The sequence below is a fragment of the Pseudomonas sp. BJa3 genome, assembly GCF_026343815.1.
In the GTDB taxonomy this organism is placed as follows: domain Bacteria; phylum Pseudomonadota; class Gammaproteobacteria; order Pseudomonadales; family Pseudomonadaceae; genus Aquipseudomonas; species Aquipseudomonas soli.
In genome coordinates, this window is the sequence record NZ_JAOXMC010000019.1 from 86,537 (window position 1) to 107,265 (window position 20,729).

Consider the following 20,729-nt stretch of genomic DNA (forward strand, 5'->3'; position numbering starts at 1 on the left):
GGCCCTGTACGGGTTCCGCCACTCCTCAAACCTATCCCCAAGGATCGGGCACGTTGTAGAAGCTCTGAGCCAGCCAAGGCAATATCAAAATCACTCACCCTACCAACGTCAAATGCTTGCCCAGTTTTAAAGCTCTGGCCAGTTACAGCACTTCCTTGAAGAATTGGCTCTACATTGCCATAGCCAGCACGGGCCAAACCATCTCGAGCATCCGCGCCAAATCGTGCAAAATCATCTGCACTTGAAAAACCTTTGGGAAGTACAGCCCCTTTTGCACCAATTACCTATATTATTTCTTATCACGTTTCCTCAGAGAGTACTCTTCCACATACTCCTTTGGCGGCAATGCCGTGCCAAAAAAATGCAGTTCGCCAGTATCTTTATCAACAAAAATCGGCCCATTCCCAACCAGTTGAAATGAAAAATCACCTGTCTCAACATACTGTTTAGAGTTGAAGCAAAATAGCCACCCATCAGGAAACCCTTCAGAATATGTTATAACCAGCGGAACTGGAGACTTACTCAAATGATTAACAACCATCTCCAGGGATTCTTCAAAACTTATCACTAGTTGGTCCTCAAAAACTTAAACGATGTGAACTTACTGAGATCAGCAACCTTGCCCGTCTGCCCATCTAAGAATCTGATAGTACCATTCTGGTTTACGACATTGAACACATGTCCAGGCTGACCAGGTCCATACGACCCATACACAATACCTCGCGCACCTGAGCCAATACCAATCATTTTCTGAGAAATATTATCCGCAGATGAGACCGATACAAATCTTGTACCAAACTGCTTTTCCAGTACTGTAATTGAAACGCCATCTGTTGATTTTATCGGAAGCGCCGAAGCTGGATTTCCAGCCAGAGTTGCATCAGTCGCAATTGAACAATTCACGCAGTTATGAGTTCGACCAGCTTCAGGAAAGCCTGGATTGACATTCTTAATCGAGCCAGCCGTTTCTTCGACCGCGCTACCTGTTCCTTTTGCACCGCTAGCGCCAAACCAGGATTTTATAGACTCGATGAGTCCGCTACCACCCCGTGCCAACCCGCGAACAGCCCCTACGCCAGAAAGCACCAAACCAGCCAGCTCAGCCTTCTCGAGCGTATCCAGCCGCTCGGCTTCCGATGCCGTTGGCGTAAACAACGAATCCTTGTCCGGAAACCGTTCTATGAAGGTATCGACCAATTCCACGGCCAGTGGATTGAGCTTATCCTTCCCCTTGCCGTGTTGCGCCGTCGACTCGAGGGCATCCACAAGCTCTTGCTGGCTCACCTTGCCACTACCCTCAGGGCAAGCGGTAGGCACCTGAGCGCATGCGTTCAGGATGCCCTTGGCATAGGCCTCGCCATTCTTGCGATGCAGGTCATGGTTGTACTGGGTGGCCGACTGCGCGATTTGCACGCCCTTGTCCAGCTCGCCGTTCACCGCAGCAGCAGCCACCAGCCCGGTCAGTTGCGACAACATCAAATGCAAGGGTTCGTTGCCCTGCGCAGCCGACGAGAGCGCATTGACCATCGCCTCGTTGAGCCCGGCAGCGGCCGCGCCGGTCTTGAAGTCGCCACCAGTGGCTTCGGCAATCAGACCGCCCACGATGGCGTGGGAGATGACCTTCGGCAAACTACCGCTCTCGAAGCTGAGCGTCTGGTCCCCCACCCACTTGAAGCCAGTGGCCATGGCCACTGTGCTGGCTTCGCCGGCAAGTGAAGCCAGCAGGTTGTCCTTGAGGCTGCCGCCATTGATGGCTGTGGAGATGCTGCCACTGATCACCGCGCGGCCACCGGCGCGGAGCGCGACATCGGATGCATGGCTCCAAGTCAGTACATTGTCGGGTGTGGAAACTGCTGGCAGTGCCTTTCCACCCTCAATGCTGACAGCACCTTTGTTGGCTGCCTCACTGGCCTTGAACCAATTTTTATCAGCGTACTGCAGTGCTCCTGCGACAGCCATGGCTGTCGCCGCGCTCTTCAAGCTCTCCTTGCTCAAGGTTTCCTTGAGTGCCGCGCCCAGATCGCCTTTGTTATTAATGGTGCTGACCGCACCGGTTGTAGCCAAACTGGTGGCACCTGCCAGGGGAACGCCCGTCAGACCGAATCCGACCGGACCCATGACCGCAGCCATCAGGATCGCAATCGCCAATTGCGCCGCTGGGCCCAATCCGGAGTTGGCGTACTTGAATCTAGTGTGCACCTCCTGGACCTGACGCCAGTCGACGCCACCTTGCGCTTCGAGATCCTTGAGCCAGGCCAGCTTGGGATCGGCCTTGACCATTGCATCGATGGACTCGTGCACCGTCTGTTGATTGATCTGGCGAACATCGGCGCGGATACTGCCCACAGCCTTGATCATCACGTCGCCTGTGGCCACCAGTTCGCTCTGACGCAAGGTTTCGTCGGTACGCCCCTTGCCCTTCATGCTGAACCAGCCCGCGTCGGACTTGCTCTTCTCGTGACTTTCCTGATGCAGGTCCTTGACCCCTTCGAAGGTGATGTCACCCCCGCTATCCAAGGTCAGGTCGTCGCCGCTGGTGAGCTTGGCCACCTGGTAACGCTGGTCGCCGCCACTCTCGAGGGTGAGATCGCCACCGGTGGTGATCTCGCTGCCGACATTGCGCACGTCGGTGACCTCGTCGCGGCGGGTCTTCTTCTTGCCCCAACTACCCTTGCTCTTCTTGTCGTACAGCGAGTAGTCGCTGTCGGTCTCGGCCAGCAGTTCCAGCTGGTCACCGGCATAGAGGTAGGCTTCGTCGCCGGCGCTGACGCGGCTGGAAATCAGCTTGAGGTCCTCGCCGGCGGTCAGCGAAATGTCGCCTGCGGCTGTGACACGGGTGCCGACTTGGCGGACGTGGTCTTTCTGGCGGGTGACCTTCTTGGTCTTGGAGTAGAAATGCTCCTCGTTGGCCGCCGAGGACAGGGTCATGTCGTTGACGGCGCTGATGGCGATATTGCGCTTGGCGTCCAGCTCGCTACCGATGGCGGCGAAGTCATGGCCGGCCTTCATGTCGATATCGCGCCCGGCGCTGATCTGCGAGCCGAACTGCTGTACCGAACTGCTGCGGTTGTTATGACCGCTTTGGTAGCTGTAGGTCTGCTCGGCTGAGCCGATCAGCAAATCGCGACCGGTGCGCACGTCGACGTCGCGGCCGGCCTGGAGCTTCCCGCCCACGTTGAGGAAATCGCGACCGATGCCCAGTGACAGGTCATGGCCGGCCTCGATCCGCGCGGCGTTGTCGAGACGCCCTTCGGTATAGAACATACCGCCCAGCATGGTCTGGGTGCGCTCGTTGATCAGGTCGCCAAACATCGTGTTGAGGACAACATCACGCCCGCTGATGATGCCGCCGGCACCGTTGAGCAAGGTGTCGCCGGCCAGCAGGTCGACCCGGCCACCGGCCTGGATCAAGCCGGCGTTGACCAGGTCCTTGCCGGCGATGGCCGACAAGTTGTTGCTGGCGCGCAGGGTGCCGCTGTTCCTCAGGCTTTCGCCGGCGACCAGGTTGATGTCCTTGCCTTCGATCAGCGCCCCGGTCGGCGCCAGGCGATCGTTGGCATGGGCCAGGTAGAGCACCGGCACCAGCACCTGCTCGCCGTTCACTTCATGCTTTTCGAGCCAGACAATGTCCTTGGTGAGCGCCGCCACCTGGGCGGAAGTCAGGGTGACGCCCACCGACAGGCCCAGTTGGTCGCGGCTGGCCACGGCGTTGTCCATCAGGTGGCGATACAACGCCTCGTCGGAGGTCTGGCCATCGATGAAGCGCTTGCCGGTGCGGGCGGTGACCGCCTGCTGGATCAGTTGCTGTTCGAAGTAGCCGTCGCCCAGGCGCTTCCAGCTCTGGTCCGGGTCGTAGCCAAGGTTGCCGAGCAGGTAGTCCGAGCTCATGAACTGCTTGAGGTCGGTGAGCACCGGGTCGGTCTCGACCAGGTACTTGTGCGGCTGCGGCGCGCGGCTGTTGGCCGGCAGGCCCTGGACCCGGGCGATGGTCTGCGGGCTGACCGCCGTGGTGGCGCTGGACACCGCCTGCGCCGCGGCCATGCGCACGTCCTGCAGCGCCGGAGCGGTGCCGGGCTGGATGATCGGGCTGGCGGTGTCGCGCTCGAGCGGGACAGCGGCATTGCCGGCGCCGGGCCGGGTGATCTCCAGTGCGCCGAGGCCGGGGCCGCTCACCTGGGTCGGTTGCAGCTGGGTGCCTGCGCTGACCTGCGTACGCCCTGGCTGATTGTCCGGCCCCTGGGCCTGGCCTGCCGCGGCAACGCTGGCCACATCGGCACGGGTATCCAGGCCAAGGCCCTGGCGCTGGTTGGCCGCGAGCTGGCGCTCGGTGCCCTGGATGGCGGTGATCGCGGCGATGTCCACCGTACGGCCCTGGACCACCGGCAACGGCTGCTGGCGCTGGGCCAGGTCGATGCTGGCGCCGCCGAGGGTCCAATTGCTCGGCGCCGGCGCGGCGGTGCTGGCACCGGCCTGGCTGGCGGCCTCGGCGCTCAGGCGGAACAGCCCGGTGCCACCAGTGGGCAAGGTGAAGCCGGGCAAGGTCAGCGGGTTGACCTGGCGCTGGGCAAGATCCGGCGGCAACTGTGCGTTGATCTTGACGACGTTGTTCCTGACCTGGCTGGCGGCCTGGGTGTCGGCGCCATTGAGCGCCAGGCTGGAATAGCCGGTGTTGCTGCGGGTCACGCCATTGTTCAGGGTCTTGGTAGCCGTGATCGACACCAGGCCCCCCGCCTGGATCACCGCGCCGGCGGCAACACCGGTGTTGGTCTGGGTTTCAGTCTTCGATATCTCGGTATAGGCAAGCAGTTGCGCCGGTAATGCGTAGCCAGAATTAGGCCGGTAATAAGGGTTGGCCTGGCCCGTGTCCTGCACCCCCATACCGAGGGTCTCTTTAGCGACATCCTCCCGGCCACGGCGTTTGTAGATGTACTCGAACTTGGTCTTGGAGTTGTACTTGGCGTATTCGGCGACCGCTCCGCCGGTACCGACCAGCCCCCTCCAGACCCCGCTTCTCTCGCTGTCTTCCGGGTTACGGAAAATACGTGTCCGGATCAGGCTCTCGGTTGAGGCGCCTTCGTTGTTGAACGTATCCGCGGCGATGTTGATCGACGTTGCCGCGCTGATAGAGCTGTGCTTGTTCTCGAATGCCCCGGCCTGAACGCTCAGCGCGCCTCCGGTATTGATCGATGCCGCAGGCGAGTCGCCTGTAGTGATACGTTCGATCTCCTCGGTCACGTAGTAGTTGAGATCGTAATGCCGGCCCTTGCAGTTCAGGCACTGGTACTTGATGGTCCCGGAAATCAGCCGCTCGTTGACCGCGAAGTTGTCACGGCGGTTGCTGAAGGTATTGGCATGCAAGCCCATCGCCCCGTCACTCTGCAGCGTGGCGGAAACGTTCTCGATCAGGCTCGCCCGCCCCTGCGCGGCATTGGCCGCCACCATCAGCCCGCCGAGGCTGTACACGGTGGCGAAGCGATTGGTGAAGCTGTTGGTCAGCAGGCGCATGTCGCCGCCGCTGGAAATCAGGCTCTGGCCCGCGGCGCTGCCTTCGTTGCGCAGCACCTGGCTGACCAGGTCGAGCTTGCCGGCGCTGCCCACCGTGCCGCTGTTGCCGAAACTACCGGCATTCAGGGTCATGTCGCGGCCCGAGGTGATCCGCCCCTGGTTGATGAAGGCACCGCCACTGCTGACCTGCACATCACTGGCCCCGGCGATGCGCCCGCCGCCCAGCACCTGCACACCGGCGGCGCTGAGGCCGAGGTTGCCCAGGCTGGTGGCCTGGCCGCTGCCGGCATACTGGCCGGTGAGCGCAAGGTCGAGCGTGCCGTTGCTGGCGATCAGGCCGTTGTTGGTCCAGTTGCCGCCGCGGCCCACCAGGCTGGTGCTGGCCAGCAACTGGCCGCCGCCAGTCAGGTTCAGCTCACCGACGTTGACGGTCAGGCGCGCGGCCTGGACCGCGCTGCTGTTGGTCCAACTGGCGGCGTTCAGGGTCAGGCCGCCCAGGGTAACGATGTCACCGCCAGCGTTGCCCAGGTTGGCCATGCCGATCTGCAGCTCGCCGACCCCGCCATGCAGCAGGCGCCCGCCGGCGTTGAGGAAGCTGGCGGCCTGCAGGGTGAAGTCCTGGCTGGCGACTTCCAGCACGCCATTGCGGTTGTCCAGCACGCCGCCCAGTTGCAGCGTGGTGTTGCCGGCGCTGCCCAGGCTGCGCAACTGGCCGCCCTGGTTGTTCAGGCTGGCGGCGCTGAGGCCGATGCGGGTATCGCTCTCGACGATGCCGCCGACGTTGTCGAAGGCGCCACGCAGGGTGAAGTCCAGCGCCTGGCCGGCCAGTTGACCACCGGCGCCGTTGTCCAGGTCGTTGGCGTCAATGCTCACCTGACCCAGGCCGTACAGACCGCCACCTCGGTTGTTCAGGTTGCCGGTACGAATCTCCAGTGCGCCAGCCTGCGCGGCCAGGCGGCCACCGCTATTGTCCAGGCCGCCCAGGGCGATCAGCTTGAGCTGACGCGCCTGCAGCGTGCCGCCCTGGCCGTTGCGCAGCAGGCCACCGACCTGGGCATCGAGCACGCCCTGCAGGCTGGCGATGATGCCACCCCGGTTGTCGACACTGGCCGCCTTGAGCAACAGGTTGCCGTCCTGGGCGATCAGCTTGCCGCCCTGGTTGTCGACGGCGCCGCCGCTGCTAAGGTCGATGGCGCCCTTGGCCTGCACGATGCCGGCCTGGTTGCCGAGGCTCGCGGCCTTCAGGGTGATGGCGCCAGCCTGGCTGTGCAGCAGCCCGTCGCGGTCGTTATGCAGTTCCCCGCCGACATTCAGGCTCAGCGCCGCGTTGGCGGCCAGGGTGCCTTTGTCGCTGTTGTCGAGGCTGGCGCCATTGAGGTCGAGGTAGGTGCGGCTGATCAGGCTGCCGCCCTGGTTGGCGATGGCCGCGTTGCCGCGGATCTGCAAGCCGCTGCTGGCCAGCAGGGTGCCCTGGGCATTGTCGAGCTGGCTGGCGAGGTCGAGGGTCAGCGTATCCAGGCCGACCAAGGTGCCGCTGCGGTTGTTCAGGCCATTGGCCTGCAGGCTGAACGCGCCACCTGCATCCACGCGTCCGCCCTGGCTGTTGTCCAGGCTGCCACCGCGCAGGTCGAGCTGCTGGGCGCCGGTACTGGCCAGGTAGCCGCCACGGTTGTCCAGGCCCGCGGCCTTGATGCGCAGCTGACCCAGGCTGACCAAGGCGCCAGCGTTACGGTTGTCGAGGGCGCCTGCCAGGGTGACGGCCAGGTCGCCGTCGCGGCTGGACAGGGTGCCGTTGTTGCGGTTGTCCAGGCTCGCGGCATTGACGCTCAAGCCCTGCCAGCCGGAGATCAGGCCGCCCTGGTTGATCAGCGACGCGGCACCCAGGGACAACTGTTGGCTGCTGATCAGCCGGCCGCCGCTGTTGTCCACGGCGCGGGCAGCGAGGTTGAAGCCCAGCGGGCTGGAGATCTCGCCCTGGCGGTTGTCCAGGTCGCGCAGGTTGCTCAGGGTCAGCTGGCCCTTGGTGTGAATCAGGCCAGCACGGTTGTCCACGTCGCCGCCGGCAATGCCCAGCAGCAGCGCCAGGCTGCTCTCGCCAACCAGGCGGCCGCCCTGCTGGCTCAAGCTGTGCGCAGTGACCTGCACGGCGCCCTTGGCGGAGATTTCACCGCCGGCGTTGCGCAGCGCGGTCGCACCCAGGGTCAAGCTGTCGAGGCTGTTGATCAGGCCGTTGTCGCCGTTATCCACCGCCCCGTCACTGATCAATGCCAGGTGCGTGGCGGCGAGCAGTTTGCCGCCCTGGTTGTCCAGGCCGTTGCTGGTGACGTTCAGTTGCCGGCTGGCGCTGACCTGGCCGCCCTCGCGGTTGACCAGTTGCCCGGCGATGTCCAGGGTCAGGTCACCGCGGCTGGTCACTGCCCCACCGCTGTTGTCCAGGCGCTGCGCCTTGACCGACAGGCTGGCGGCGGCGATCTGGCCCTTGAGGCTGGTCAGCGCGCGCTCGACCACCAGGGTCAGGCCCTGCTGGCCGAGCAGCTTGCCGTTGCTGTTGTCCAGGGTCGTGGCGGCCAGGGCAAATGCATTGGCGCTGGAGATCTCGCCACCGCGGTTGTCGACAGCGGCGAGGCGCTTGAGCAGCAACTGGCCGGGGGTGTTGATCAGGCCGCCCTGGTTGTCGAGTTGCCCGTGGTTCAGGTCCAACTCCACGCTGCCGTCGGCGAACAGCGTGCCGCCGTGCTGGCGCAGGCCATCGACATTGGCGACCAGCGTTTTTGCGGCGGTGATGCGCCCACCGCTGTTGTCCAGCAGGCCAGTGTCGATCCGCAGCAGGCTGCCGCTGGTCAGGCGTGCGCCGGCCTTGTTGTCGAGGCTCGTGGCGGAGACAAGCAAGTCACCCTTGGCACTGACCAGGCCTGCCTCGCTGTTGTCCAACTGCGTGCCAGTCAAGGTGATCTTGCCGTCACCGAGCAGCTTGCCACCCTGGTTGCTCAATGCGCCCTTGCTGGCAGCGACGAGGTCCCCGGCACTGGAGACCAGGCCTGCGGCATTGCTGATGCTGGCAGCATCGAGCGACAGCGCGCCCTCGCTGGCAAGGGAGCCTTTGTCGTTTATCAGCTCGGCGCTGAACAGCGCCGAGACATCCGCCTCGCCGCGCACCTCGCCCTGGGTGTTGTCCAGGCGTTTCCCGTGCAGGGTCAACGCGCCATCAGCGGCGATCAGGCCGAGGCGGTTGAGCACCGCCTGGTGCTCCACCGTCAACGCGCCTTTGGCCTTCACCAGGCCGCCGTCGCTGTTGTCCAGCGTCAGGCCCGCGAGGTGGACGGCGCCCTGGCCGGAGATTTCCCCGTTGCGGTTGTCCAGTGTCGCGGCCTTGACGTCGAGCAGGCCGGTGGCGGCCAGCAGGCCCTTGGCGCGGTTGTCGAGCTGGTCGGCGGTCAGGTCCAGCACGCCGGAGGCCTCGACTTCGCCGGCCTGGTTGTGCAATTCACCCAGGCGTGCGCGCAGGTCGGCCCTGGCAGATAGCTGGCCCTTGCCGTTGAGCACGGTGGCAGCTTCGAGCAGCAACAGGCCCTCGGCCGAGACCACGCCGGCCTGGTTGTCCAGCTGGCCGAGGACCTTCAGGTCGATGTCGCCCAAGCTGTTGAGCGTGCCCTTGGCGTTGTTCAAGGCATTGGCGCGCAACACCAGCTGGCGGGCGCTGACCATGCCGGCGACGTTGTCCAGCTGCTGGGCGATGCGCAGGGTCAGGCCCTGGCTGCCAAGCAACTTGCCCGCGCTGTTGTCGAGGCTGTCGGCAACCAGTTCGTAGTTCTGGTTGCTGGTGATCTGGCCGCCACGGTTGAGCACTTCGCCGAGGTTGTTCAGCAGCAGCTGGCCGGGGCCGCGGATCAGGCCGTCGCTGTTGTCCAGCTTGCCGTGGTTGAGGTCGAGGCTGAGGCTCTCGAGGCTGAACAGCTCACCGCCCTGCTGGTCGAGACCGGTGACACTGGCCAGGACCTGACGCCCGGCAATGCTGCCACCGGCCTGGTTGCCGACGCTGGTTGCGCCGAGGTCCAGGCGCTGGCCACTGCTGAGCAGGCCACCCTGGCCGTTTTCCAGGATGCCGGTGCGCACCGTGCTGTTGCCTTCGGCGGTGATCCGGCCCTTGTTGCGGTTGTCCAGGCTGGCGGCGGCCAGCTGCAGGTGGCCGTCGGTCTCCAGGGTGCCGCCCTGGTTGTCCAGCGCCGTGGCACTGGTAACGCTCAGGTCGCCCTTGCTGGTGACCTTGCCCGCCTGGTTGAGCAGCGTGACACCTTCGAAGGTCAGGCTGCCGGCACTGTCGATCAGGCCGTTGTGGTTGTCGACGACGGCATCGCGCAGCGGTTGGCCACGGTCCTGCAGCACTACCAGCAACGAATGTCCGGCACCCAGGCTGCCACCCTGGTTGTCCAGGCGCGCCCCCCGCAGCTCGACGTCACGACCGGACACCAGGCCCTTGTTCTGGTTGACCAGGCGCGCCACGGTCAGGGCCAGGCGGTTGTCGGCGATCAGCCGGCCAGCGTCGCTGTTATCCAGCTGCTCGGCCTGCACCAGCACCTGCGTCTGGCTGGCCAGGCGGCCGCCCCTGTTGTCGATGTCGGTTACCTGCAGGTCGACACCGGCATTGCCGACCACTATCCCTCCGGCGCGGTTGTCGAGCGCGGCGCCGCGCAGGGTCAGGCTGCCCTCGGCGACCAACTCGCCGCCCTGCTGGCGCAGCGTGCCGACGCGGGCATCAAGGTTGCCGCGGCTGGCGATGCGCCCTTTACCGTTGTCCACCTCGTCGGCCTCGAGGTCTAGGGCCGCGGTGGCACTGAGCAGGCCTTCGCGGTTGTCCAGCCGTGGGCCTTTGAAGGCCAGTACGGCGTTGCTGCGCAGCACACCTTTGCGGTTGTCCAGTGCATCGACGAACAGTTGCAACTGGCGGTCGGCGTGGATGACGCCGTGCTGGTTGTCGGCGCTGGCGCTGCGCAGGGTGAGCAGGTCCTTGCCGGAAATCAGCCCGGCGCGGTTGTCCAGGCGGCCGAGTACCAGCTCGATCAGGCCCAGGGCGCGGACTTCGCCGCCCTGGTTGTCGAGCAGGCCGCCGATATGCGCCTGGATCCGCCCATCGCTGGCCAGGTTGCCGCCTTCGCGGTTGTCCAGACTGGCAGCGCTTACCTGCAGGTCCTTCTGTGACAGCAGTGTGCCGTTGCGGTTGTCCAGTGCCCCTTGCACGGTGAGCAGGGCCGCCTGGTCGCCGATGATGCCGCCGTCGCGGTTGTCCAGGCTGCCCGCCTCTATTCGCGCGACCGCGCCGCTGGACAGCTCGCCGCCGACGTTGGCCAAGGCGCCGGTGACCTGCACGGTCAGGCCATGCTCGCCACCGAGGGTGCCGTCGTGGTTGTCGAGGCTGGCCGCGCTGGCATCGAGCCGGCTGCTGCTGACCAGGCCATTGACGTTGCGCAGCACCTGGGCGATCCGCACTGCCAGGGCCTGGTCACTGAGCAGGCTGCCATCACCGTTGTCCAGGCTCGCCGCGTTCAGCTCGAAGGCGCGGCTGCTGGAGATTTCGCCACCCCGGTTGTCGACGCTGCCCAAGCGCTTGAGCAGCAGTTGGCCGGGGGCGCGGATCAGGCCGCCCTGGTTGTCCAGGTGGCCGCCCGCCAGGTCCAGGGTCAGGTCGGCGTCACTGGCCAGCTTGCCACCGCCATGCTGGTCAAGACGCCCGACTTCGGCGAGCACCGCGCCGTGGGCGCCGATATGCCCGCGTTCGCTGTTGTCCAGCTGGCCGGCCTTGAGGGCCAACGCCGCGCCGCTGGTGAACTTGCCGTCCTGGCGATTGACCAGGGTGTCGGCCGTCAGCAACAGCGGGCCCTTGCCGGTGACCAACCCCTTGCCGCTGTTGTCCAGGCGCTGGCCGCTGAAACCGACGGCCTGGCCGCCGCTGACCACGCCGGCCCGGTTGTCCAGGTCACGTGCCTGCAGGCTGATGTCGCCTTGCGCGGCCAGGCGGCCGAGCCGGTTGTCCAGATCGCCGCCGAGCAACAGGGCCAGGCCCTGGCGAGCCTCGATAACACCCGCGTGGTTACCCAGGCTTGCCGCCTGGAAATCGAGCGTCTGCCCGGAGATACGCCCCTTGGCGTTGTCCAGTGCCTGGGCGATACGCAGGGTCAGCGACTGCTGCGAAAGCAGCTTGCCGCCCTGGTTGTCCAGGGCCTCGGCGGTGAGGGTATAAGCCTGGTCGCTGGAAATCTCGCCGCCACGGTTGTCGACCCGGGCCAGCTGCTGCAACAGCAGCACGCCGGGCGCGTTGATCAAGCCGCCCTGGTTGTCGAGCAGGCCGTGGTTCAGGTCCAGGCGCAGGTCCGCGCCGCTGGACAGCTGGCCACCATTTGCCTGGCGCAGGCCGTTGATGCGGGCGACCAGCGACTGGCCGGCGTGGATACGCCCGGCGTCGGTGTTGTCCACCTGCCCGGCGTTCAACTCGAGCCCCTGTGCCGCGTAAATCTGCCCGCCGGCGTTGACCAGGCCGGCGCTGCTGACCTGGGCCTGGCCCTGGCTGCTGATCTGGCCGCGATCGTTGGTCAGCGCAGCGCTGCCCAGTTGCAGGCGCTCGGCGGCCACCACGGTACCGTCGCGATTATCCACGGCGCCCGTGCTGGCAATGGTCAGCTGCCGGTCGCCCTGCAGGCGCCCGGCTCGGTTGTCGACGCTGGCCGCGCTCAATTGCAGGTCGGCGGCGCTGATCTCGCCACGCTGGTTGTCCAGCGCGCCATCCAGGTGCAGCTGGGTTGCCTCACGCGCCTTCAGCTTGCCGTCGGTGTTCAGCAGGCTGCCTGCCCGCAGGTTGAGGCCTTCGGCCGAGACCAGACCACGGGCGTTGTCCAGTAACTGGGCGATACGCAGGGTCAGCCCCTGCTCGGCGAGCAGCTTGCCGTCCTGATTGTCGAAGCTGTCGGCCTCCAGCACGAAGGCTTGCTGGCTGGAAATTTCACCGTGGCTGTTGCCGACCGTGGCCAGGTTGCGCAGCAGCAAGGCGCCCGGGCTTTGCAGCGTGCCGCCCCCGTTGTTCCAGTGGCCACGCGAGAGATCCAGTGTCAGCCCCTGGGCGGCGCTGATGCGCCCCTGGCGGTTATCCAGGCCGTTGCTGGTAAGCAGCAGGCTGCCGTTGCCGGCGACCTGCCCTTGCAGGTTGACCAGGCTACCGGCCTGCAGCACCAGGTTCCGTTCGGCCAGCACCCGGCCACGGCTGTTGTCCAGTTGGCCGGCAACCTGCAATTGCAGGCCACCACGGGCCTGCAGGGTGCCGTCCTGGCTGAGCAGGGTCGCGGCGTTCAAGGTCAGTTCGTGGCCGGCGATCAGCCCGGCGGTGTTGGCCAGTTGTCCGGCGATGCGCACCTGCAGGTCGTTGCCGCCGAGCAGTTTGCCGGAGCTGTTGTCCAGCTGCCGCGCCACCAGCGCATAGGCCTGGCCGGCGGAAATCTCGCCGCGCTGGTTGTTGACCGTCCCCAGTCGTTGCAGGGTCAGTTGGCCCGGGGTGGTGAGCAGGCCACCTTCGCTGTTGTCCAGGTGGCCGTCCGTCATGTCCAGGGTCAGCGCCTTGGCGCCATGCAGTTGGCCAGCGCCACGCTGGTCGAGCTGGCCAAGGCGCGCCGTGGCCTGGCCGTCGCTGGCGATGCGCCCGGCATTGCGGTTGTCGACACTGGCGGCCTGCAGTTGCAGGTCCTGCCCGGCCGCGAGGGTGCCGCTGCGGTTGTCCAGCTGCCCGGTGACGGCGATGTCCAGCGCCTGGCCGGCACTCAGCTTGCCGTTCTGATTGTCCAGCTGATTGGCGCGCAGGGTGTTGCGCGCCTGGGCCGACAGCTCGCCATTGCGGTTGTCCAGGGTCTGCGTGGTGACGCTCTGGGTCTGGCCGGCGCTGACCAGCCCGCCCTGGTTGCCCAGCGACTGGCTGGCCTGCACAACATGGTTGCGCCCCGCCAGCGCCCTGCCCTGGGCGCTGTTGTCCAGGTTGGCGGCGGCGATGTGGCTGTCCTGCCCGGCACTGAGGGTACCGCTGCGGTTGTCCAGGCGCCCTTGCACCTGGACGGCCAGGTCGCGGCTGGCGACGATGCTTTTGCCGGTGTTGAGCAACTGCCCACTGGCGACACTCACATCACCCACGGTGTTGCGACTGCCGTCAGCATTCACCCCTGCCTCGATCACACCGAGGTTGGCCAAGGTGCCAGCCGCCTGAAGGCTGACCCGGTTGCCGGCGGTGATGGCCTGGCGCGAGGTCAGGTCAGCGCTGCTGCGCACCTCCACCTCGGCGGCGCCGTGTACCGGCCCTTGCAGGTCCATGCCTGCGGCCTGGAGCTTGACCGCACCACTGGCGCTGGCCTGGGTCATGGTCAGTTGGCCGTTGGCGTCCAGGCGGATATCGCCGCCACTGGCTGCCACATCACCCGCCAGCCGCACACCGACACCCGCCTCGGTGCCCACCAGGCGAATGGCCCCGGCGTACATGCCGCCCAGGGCGCTGGAATCGATGGCCAGGGCCGGCGCGTCGGCGGCATTGCCGGCGCGCGGGGTCGCGGCCAGGGTCTGGGCGTCGACATCGTTGCGCCCGGTGATGACGTTCAGCTCACGGGCGCGCAACTGCGCATTCAGGCGTGCCGAACGGGTGATGATGTCGAAGCGCTCGACGTTGTCGGCATTGAGCCCGGCGCCTTCCAGCGCAACGCTGCCGCCATCCACCTGATAGCCACTGACCGCGCCATGGCCATCGAGCAGCGGTTTGCCGGTGCTCAGGGTCACCTGGGGCGTGTTGATGAAACCACAACCATCGCAGGTGATGCCGTGAGGGTTGGCGACGATGACCTTGGCCGCATGCCCGGCCACTTCGGTGTAGCCGCGCAACTGGCTGGCGTTGGCGCCGTTGACCTCGTTGAGGATGACGTTGGCCGCGGTGCCCTGCAGATTCGGGTTGCCGAGGATGATGCCGCCCAGTTGGGTGGCCTGGGTACGCTCGGTGGCGTTGTTGAGGATCAGCCCCTGCTGGCCGACGTTGTAGTCGCTGAACTGGTTGTGCGACAGGCCGCTGCCGTTGGGCGCGGCGATATTGACGATCGGCACGCCGTTGCCCGCCTGACCCAGGCTGGTGCCCGGCCCGCTGACCACCACGCCTTCGGCGGCCTGTGCCCACAGCGGCTGCCAGAACATGGCGTTGGCCAGCAGGAACGCCAGGCCGCGCTTGGGCAAGCCGCAGAAGTGCTCACGGGGCTGAACTACGGCCGAGCGTTGGCGGGCCAGGAAGGCAAACAGGCGGACGTCCATGTCAAATCTCGCGGGTCAGGCATTCAAATGCACGCCCAGGGGCGAAAGCGCCGGGCGAATCGTCTGGTTCAGCAAGTCGGTTGGGGCTCGGAGCGTGGCTGCACAAGCGCTGCAAACTGGCGCGGATACTATTTGGCCATCATTTTGGCGTCAATTTGCCATCATTGAGTTTTTTCGGGATTCTCTTGCAGGCCAAGCCAAGACCATTGAGATAGAGCGGACGGGGCCAGAAAAAAATTTTCAGCACATTCGAATGGAGTGCGCCAGGGCCACGGAGTGGGAACTGCTGGCAATCCCACCCCGCAGGTGCAAGCGAGCCTTGCGGTCAGTGCGCCATCCCCAGCTCCGCATCATCCATCAACGCCTTGGCCAACGCGCTGAGATAGTGCGCAGCCCAGACCATTCGCGGGTCTTCATCCATCACCCCGACCAAGGTCAGGTGCCGCACGTAGTCCATCAGCTCCGACGCCTGTTCGCGGGCATGCTGGCATGGGATGCCAGGCTCGATGCAGAACAGCGGTTGGGCATCCTTGCCCTCGCCCTGGTAGAAACGGGTCTTGCCCGGCGTGAGCTGGGTCTTGCCATTGTCTGTGGTCATGTTCGACCTCCCTGAAAACGTCGTCGGCTAGTGCAGCGTGCGGGGCTCGCTCGGCGCTTGTGCCGAATGCTGCACCTGGGTCAGGGCGGATTCGAGCAACGTGCGCACCGCCTCCATCTCGTGGGCGGCGGCCAGCATCAGGATCGCGCCGGGCGACCTGGGCTTGAGCTGCACGGCCTGGTTGGCCACCGTGAGGGCGCAGAAGGCGTACTCGATGGCGCGTACCAAGGTGTCTTCGAGGAAGTGGGCGTGGTCTTGGGGGGAAGGTGGATCGGGGACAATCTTCAGCATGCTCGTACTCCAACAATGGTTGAGGGTTGAGCTGTCAGCTGAGCTGCTGTCAAACAGTCGGGTGGCAGCTGTACGCGGGTTGACAGACCGAGATTGTTGGCACTCGGCGCACACTAGGTGCCCACACGTACAGCCGCCATTGAGCGAATGCACACGAGGACAACAATCGACGGTCTGTCAAAACCGGCCACTGAATTGGCAGCGGCTGGCCGAGACTAGAAGCCGAGGTGGCCTGGGGCAAGGGCTGAAAGGCGGTAAAAGCATGCTTCGGAAATGGACTACAAGGAATAAGGAAATTCCGATTCTTATCCTTGCTCCAGATGCAAAAAAACCAGAACGGCGAGGCTGTCACAGCAAAGTCACGTGCGAAGCTGTCGTGGTTGAACGCTACAACCTACACGTTTTAAGCTGTTCGATGACAGCAGCCACGGTACCTGTCTCAAGCTTTAAACCTTCTACTGTATTCCCATCATCCCGTGACCAAACCAGTCGATCGCCATCCCGTTCCATTTTGAAATACATCATGAAACCAGAATCTTCAGCTTCAGTAGCCGAAAAATCTGCGATTCCTGGTAGCAGATCGCCGATCCCCCCCGAAAAGTAGGCCCTGGCGTTGTCGAAAACTTCTCGATCCTCATACATTAGATCTGCAGTAGAGTCAGGCAATCGGATACCGGAGAAGAAACTCAGCGCTGAACGCAACTCCAACGCTTCTACAGCATCGAAAATACGTACTCCACCGGCATACACGCAAAGCACACCATTTCGCCAACTGTCACCCTGCACATTCCACGCATCAATTACCTGGAACTGCACGGCGAACCTATCCGGATCACCTGCAATCACTTGACTCTCACTTGAAAGGCACAAAACGATAAGGGACTACCCCTGCACTGGGAAAACCCTCTGGCAAAATACATGAGTGAATCTCTCTTCTGAATAGTTTGCATAAAAATTCAATACAACCACAGGCAATTAGATCCTCCTCTCCCTGGTCCACACTGTGGAGCGCGACGGACCAAGAGTCTGGTTCGCCTTTGACGATCCACACCAGAGTCTCGCCATTTTTGGTGAATCCCCAAGGCCAGAATGCCCCCTCAGCAGGGTAGCCAGGCCTAGGATAGTCGCTAGGAAACTTAGCTTTCATCACCGCATAAGATTCACGAAAGTAATCGCCTTTATCAAAATTCAGATCTCTACTGCTGGAGAATGGATCGATTACCCACAAAAAATCGTCGATGCACCCCGCGCCGAAACGCTCGATGAAAGCCTTGTAGTCAGCAGGTAAACGGATGCCATGATCATTTTCCACCCTCGTCCAGTCGGGGTTAGGGTAAGCAGGAGAATCCGGCGGAGGCAACATCTTCATTAGGTCGGCAAGCATTACTTGACTCCATTAATATTTGAGATCAAAAAGCGGACGATATTATTTTATAGGCTACAACTTCGACACACCCGCCCCAGCGCTCGAAGTCCTCACCAATACCCTAAGCAGCAGGCTTAGGCGTCGTCTTAGCCATGCAGAAGAAAAAATTAGAGCAGCCAAATAATCTGCCCTTTTCTGCCACTCCCTATTTTTCATCCTTCGCTAATTTAATCACCATTCTCTAATGCCTCCGGATGAAACCTCTCTCCTCGCACGCAAATCTCCCGCCACTCTTCGACAGTAAGTGAAACATAATTAGAACTTGAGTAAAATACAAACGCTAACTCCCCAGCTGAATTTACGGAAATTTCCATAAAGGGCCCGCCACCTCCCTCCTTGTATACGCACAGATAAGGAAAATTACTATTTACATCACCAACTTTTTCAAACACTAAACCGTTCATGGCCTCACTCACCTAAACCCAATAAACTTACCATCGACGCCCCAATTTGCAGCTCTACCGTCTGGCAACGTATAAGTCACACAACCTGCTGGATAGCGATCTCCCTCCCCGCGTCCCTAGAAACATAAAGGGGACAGATGTATTTTCCATACTCTAGTTTTGACGCCCCGGCTTCCAGCACGTGATTTCCTCACCGACATATTAAGCAGCGGGCTTCAACGTCGTCTTGGTCATGCAAAGACAGAAATTAGAGTTGAAAAATAAATCCGCCCCCCTTTTCCACCAAAAAATTACATAATCCGCTCTTAAAACTCAACATCCAACCTATCCACCACCCAACTAACATCACAACCATCCAAATAAAAAAATTCACTTTCAAACACATCATCATCAAACACAACCCCCTCAATCTCAAGCCCACCCTTAGAAAGCTTCCCCTTCAATAAATATGCATATCCATTTAGCGAATAAAAACCATGCTCACTTCCACCTTCCAGCCTTACCACATCATAATCACCCATGACATTTGGCGTAATGTCAACCTTGTAGACCTTGCCACTTTCTACTTCTGCGGACAAACTGCAATACCCAAAACATATAACCCCCCATCGTCCGAGACGTAGTACAACCTCACCTTCAGTTTCGCAAGGCCACTTTACCACCTGAGCTTCAGCTATCATTCCAGGACTTCCCTTACAACCTTTCCCGTAGCACTACCGCTCAGGGCCTTCCAAATATCCTCACCACCTTGAACATGTATTGCTGTTATTTTTCCGTCAGAATTTATCCCAACAAACCCAAACTTTGCCGCACCCCTAGAGTTATTACCAACAAAATTAACATATGCAGATCTATACTCACCAACCGCCTTATAGAAACACTCAACCTTTTGCCCCATCAGAATTATATCTCTACCCACCCCATATAAGCATTCACATCTACAGCACCAGGCTCCCTCCCATGATTATCAAAGCGAGACACCATCTTACCCTCGCTAGCGAATTCTCCATCCTTCGCTATTTTAGCCCTTAACACAGAGCCGAGTTTTCCCGCCTTGTCATCCAAGCGGGTCTGGTCACTGATAGTTGGCACTGTGTTTTTGGCGATCTCTTCGTCGGCAAAGATGCTCAGCATCAAGCCTGGGTTGAGCTGGTCAATCGGCGCTACATAACTTCCATTGACGACGACGCCGTCCAACTGCTGCCCCCCGTATGCGTGATGATGTCACGCTGATCAGCACCATTGTAGCCATCAGTGACTGGATGTTTCCCATCTCGAACGGCTGGATTTTCATATACCGTTTTGGTATCGAACGGGTTAATCGGGAAGCTTCCCCTGCCCTTGCCGTGAAGCCACCACCCAGTGCCATTCGGGACAGATTTATTTTCACCACTCTAATCTTTACCGCCCCTGCATGACTGCTAGGCCCCTTCATCTGCAGGGACCGAAATTAGAGCAGGTAAAATAAATCTGTCCCTCGTCGGCTTATCTGCAACGTTCCACTTCAGGGCAATCAACACTTTCCACCCACAATTTAAGCACTAGGTCTCGCCGTCACCCCAACCATAAAACAGCATAAATTATAGCAACACAAATTAACTCGCCTTACTTTGCCTTTAGTCCATCTTAAAAAAACGCTTCATGTGCGCGGCAAGCCCCGCCATATCTTCATATGCCTGCTTTCCGAAACCAGGATCATTTTTAGCCAGAAACTGCTTCGCAGTTTCACCTTCCTGATTTGCCTGCTCCGTCACATCAAATAAACGCTGAGGTGCAATAACCCAACTATGGCGCCCATCCTCTCTGCCCTCGCCGATCATCGCCCACTTCAAAAGCCCCTGATAGATATCCACACACTTGATTAACTCAGCAACAGCCGTAACATCCTCATCAACGAAGCGAAAACAAATTGATGGAGGATATTGAACCTGACTCCTGATAAATAACCCGGCATGTGTTTTTACAACATACTCACTGGCAGCCCCTTTACGCCATTCCGTCTCTCCCAAACACTCAATGACTTCTAAAATTGGGCGCCCTTCACGCTTTGCACTTATACCCATCACCTGAGCCCTTTCAACTTTTCAGAGATCTTTATTCCGTCACTATTTAGTCCTTTAATATGCTTTTCCCAATCACCTTTTGGTATCGGCTGTTTAGAAAGCCTAGGATCATAGACATAACGATCATCCGTATACACTTGATGGTACCATTGATCCGGCTCGGTCTGCCCATTTTCATAGACGTTCAGCCCAGCAATTGAAAGCGGACGTACCTCTATGATTTTACCCTCCCCACCTGCAGCTTTTAACAGCTTGATTGCGATCTCTGAACAATCTGTACTCGTGCATTTCACCATACCCTTGATGAGATCACTGTTCATGGCATCGACCACGGCTTGGTTAGGCGGAAAGCCAGGGTTGACCGGACGAAACGGAATATCAATCCCGATGACTTTATCGCCATCACTACTTTCAGCAAAAAGGGGACAGATTTATTTTCCATACTCTAATTTTGACGCCCCGGCTTCCAGCACGTGATTTCCTCACGAACACCTTAAGCAACGGGCTTCAACGTCGTCTCGGCCATGCAAAGGCAGAAATTAGAGTAGAACAAATAAATCTGTCCCCTCTTCTGAAATTCGACACACCCAGTTTCCAGTACCCGGCGCCTCCACCGACACCTTAAACACCAGGCTTCACCTTCGCCTTGGCTATGCAAAAGCAGAAATTAGAGCAGGGCAAATAAATCCGTTCCCTTCGTCAACCGTTTTTCTTCAACTATTACAGATCTGTCAATCAAGTGGATGCTCTCTTACATAGGCCTGCAAGTCCTCGAATGCTATACCCGGTGCACCTGCCGCCAACCACACCTGGAACTCTGCAGGATAGGGCGACAGCACTTGGCCATCAGCGATCTGAGGCTTCGTCACCTTTCCATACCGCGTGACAAATCTGAGATGCGTTACAACAAGCACCCAGATTCTTCTCAGCCCAGGTAATTCCGGCACCCCCTGAGAAGCATCGGTCAGGTACGGAGACTCCCCCTCGACGAAAGCGAGAAGATCACCCGCCCTGCCCTCCTTAATCAAAGCATGAATCAACTCTACCTTTTCCATAATGTTCTGTAGGCTTCGCGTTGTACTAGCCATGCAAATGCGGAAATCAGAGCAGAACAAATATATCTGCAC

General features: G+C 61.2%; 11 protein-coding genes. All 11 read right to left on the reverse strand.

All coding sequences use genetic code 11. The annotated features are described in order from the left end of the window. Positions 1 to 289: 289 nt before the first annotated feature. Entirely contained in the window at positions 290 to 568 is a 279-nt protein-coding gene (locus OH705_RS21825) for a YrhB domain-containing protein (protein WP_217869520.1), read from the reverse strand. Next, positions 568 to 14,820: a filamentous hemagglutinin N-terminal domain-containing protein gene (locus OH705_RS21830; protein ID WP_267302970.1), complete on the reverse strand. Its 14,253-nt coding sequence runs from the start codon at positions 14,818 to 14,820 to the stop codon at positions 568 to 570. Before OH705_RS21830 ends, OH705_RS21825 begins: the two co-directional genes overlap by 1 nt. Positions 14,821 to 15,145: 325 nt before the next feature. Beyond that, the gene (locus OH705_RS21835; RefSeq protein ID WP_023631008.1) at positions 15,146 to 15,418 is read right to left on the reverse strand and encodes a DUF3077 domain-containing protein; all 273 of its coding nucleotides are present in this window, start codon (positions 15,416 to 15,418) and stop codon (positions 15,146 to 15,148) included. A 27-nt stretch (positions 15,419 to 15,445) separates the two neighbouring features. After that, positions 15,446 to 15,709 (reverse strand): hypothetical protein, encoded by a 264-nt coding sequence (locus OH705_RS21840; protein WP_023631007.1) that lies wholly within the window; start codon positions 15,707 to 15,709, stop codon positions 15,446 to 15,448. A 387-nt stretch (positions 15,710 to 16,096) separates the two neighbouring features. Continuing rightward, positions 16,097 to 16,555 carry an Imm42 family immunity protein gene (locus tag OH705_RS21845; RefSeq protein ID WP_267302971.1) on the reverse strand — a complete coding sequence of 153 codons (459 nt, stop codon included), beginning with the start codon at positions 16,553 to 16,555 and terminating at the stop codon, positions 16,097 to 16,099. A 7-nt stretch (positions 16,556 to 16,562) separates the two neighbouring features. Beyond that, the gene (locus OH705_RS21850) at positions 16,563 to 17,093 is read right to left on the reverse strand and encodes an SMI1/KNR4 family protein (RefSeq protein WP_267302972.1); all 531 of its coding nucleotides are present in this window, start codon (positions 17,091 to 17,093) and stop codon (positions 16,563 to 16,565) included. A 751-nt stretch (positions 17,094 to 17,844) separates the two neighbouring features. Continuing rightward, a complete protein-coding gene (locus OH705_RS21855) occupies positions 17,845 to 18,219 on the reverse strand; it encodes a hypothetical protein (protein WP_267302973.1) in 375 nt (124 codons plus the stop codon). Positions 18,220 to 18,442: 223 nt separating this feature from the next. Beyond that, a complete protein-coding gene (locus OH705_RS21860) occupies positions 18,443 to 18,736 on the reverse strand; it encodes a hypothetical protein (protein ID WP_267302974.1) in 294 nt (97 codons plus the stop codon). Between the two features lie 419 nt (positions 18,737 to 19,155). After that, entirely contained in the window at positions 19,156 to 19,602 is a 447-nt protein-coding gene (locus OH705_RS21865; protein WP_267302975.1) for a hypothetical protein, read from the reverse strand. Beyond that, positions 19,602 to 19,922, reverse strand: a complete 321-nt coding sequence (locus OH705_RS21870; RefSeq protein ID WP_267302976.1) for a hypothetical protein — start codon at positions 19,920 to 19,922, stop codon at positions 19,602 to 19,604. Before OH705_RS21870 ends, OH705_RS21865 begins: the two co-directional genes overlap by 1 nt. 411 nt (positions 19,923 to 20,333) lie before the next feature. Continuing rightward, complete coding sequence (locus OH705_RS21875; RefSeq protein ID WP_267302977.1) at positions 20,334 to 20,657, reverse strand: hypothetical protein; 324 nt, start codon at positions 20,655 to 20,657, stop codon at positions 20,334 to 20,336. Positions 20,658 to 20,729 lie beyond the last annotated feature (72 nt).

What these genes read in the sequence shown, in the direction of transcription:
- OH705_RS21870 (WP_267302976.1), bottom strand. Translation starts at nt 19,922, where the DNA reads ATGAACAGTGATCTCATCAAGGGTATGGTGAAATGCACGAGTACAGAT.
- OH705_RS21835 (WP_023631008.1), bottom strand. Translation starts at nt 15,418, where the DNA reads ATGACCACAGACAATGGCAAGACCCAGCTCACGCCGGGCAAGACCCGT.
- OH705_RS21850 (WP_267302972.1), bottom strand. Translation starts at nt 17,093, where the DNA reads ATGCTTGCCGACCTAATGAAGATGTTGCCTCCGCCGGATTCTCCTGCT.
- OH705_RS21830 (WP_267302970.1), bottom strand. Translation starts at nt 14,820, where the DNA reads ATGGACGTCCGCCTGTTTGCCTTCCTGGCCCGCCAACGCTCGGCCGTA.
- OH705_RS21875 (WP_267302977.1), bottom strand. Translation starts at nt 20,657, where the DNA reads ATGGAAAAGGTAGAGTTGATTCATGCTTTGATTAAGGAGGGCAGGGCG.
- OH705_RS21865 (WP_267302975.1), bottom strand. Translation starts at nt 19,602, where the DNA reads ATGGGTATAAGTGCAAAGCGTGAAGGGCGCCCAATTTTAGAAGTCATT.
- OH705_RS21855 (WP_267302973.1), bottom strand. Translation starts at nt 18,219, where the DNA reads ATGATAGCTGAAGCTCAGGTGGTAAAGTGGCCTTGCGAAACTGAAGGT.
- OH705_RS21840 (WP_023631007.1), bottom strand. Translation starts at nt 15,709, where the DNA reads ATGCTGAAGATTGTCCCCGATCCACCTTCCCCCCAAGACCACGCCCAC.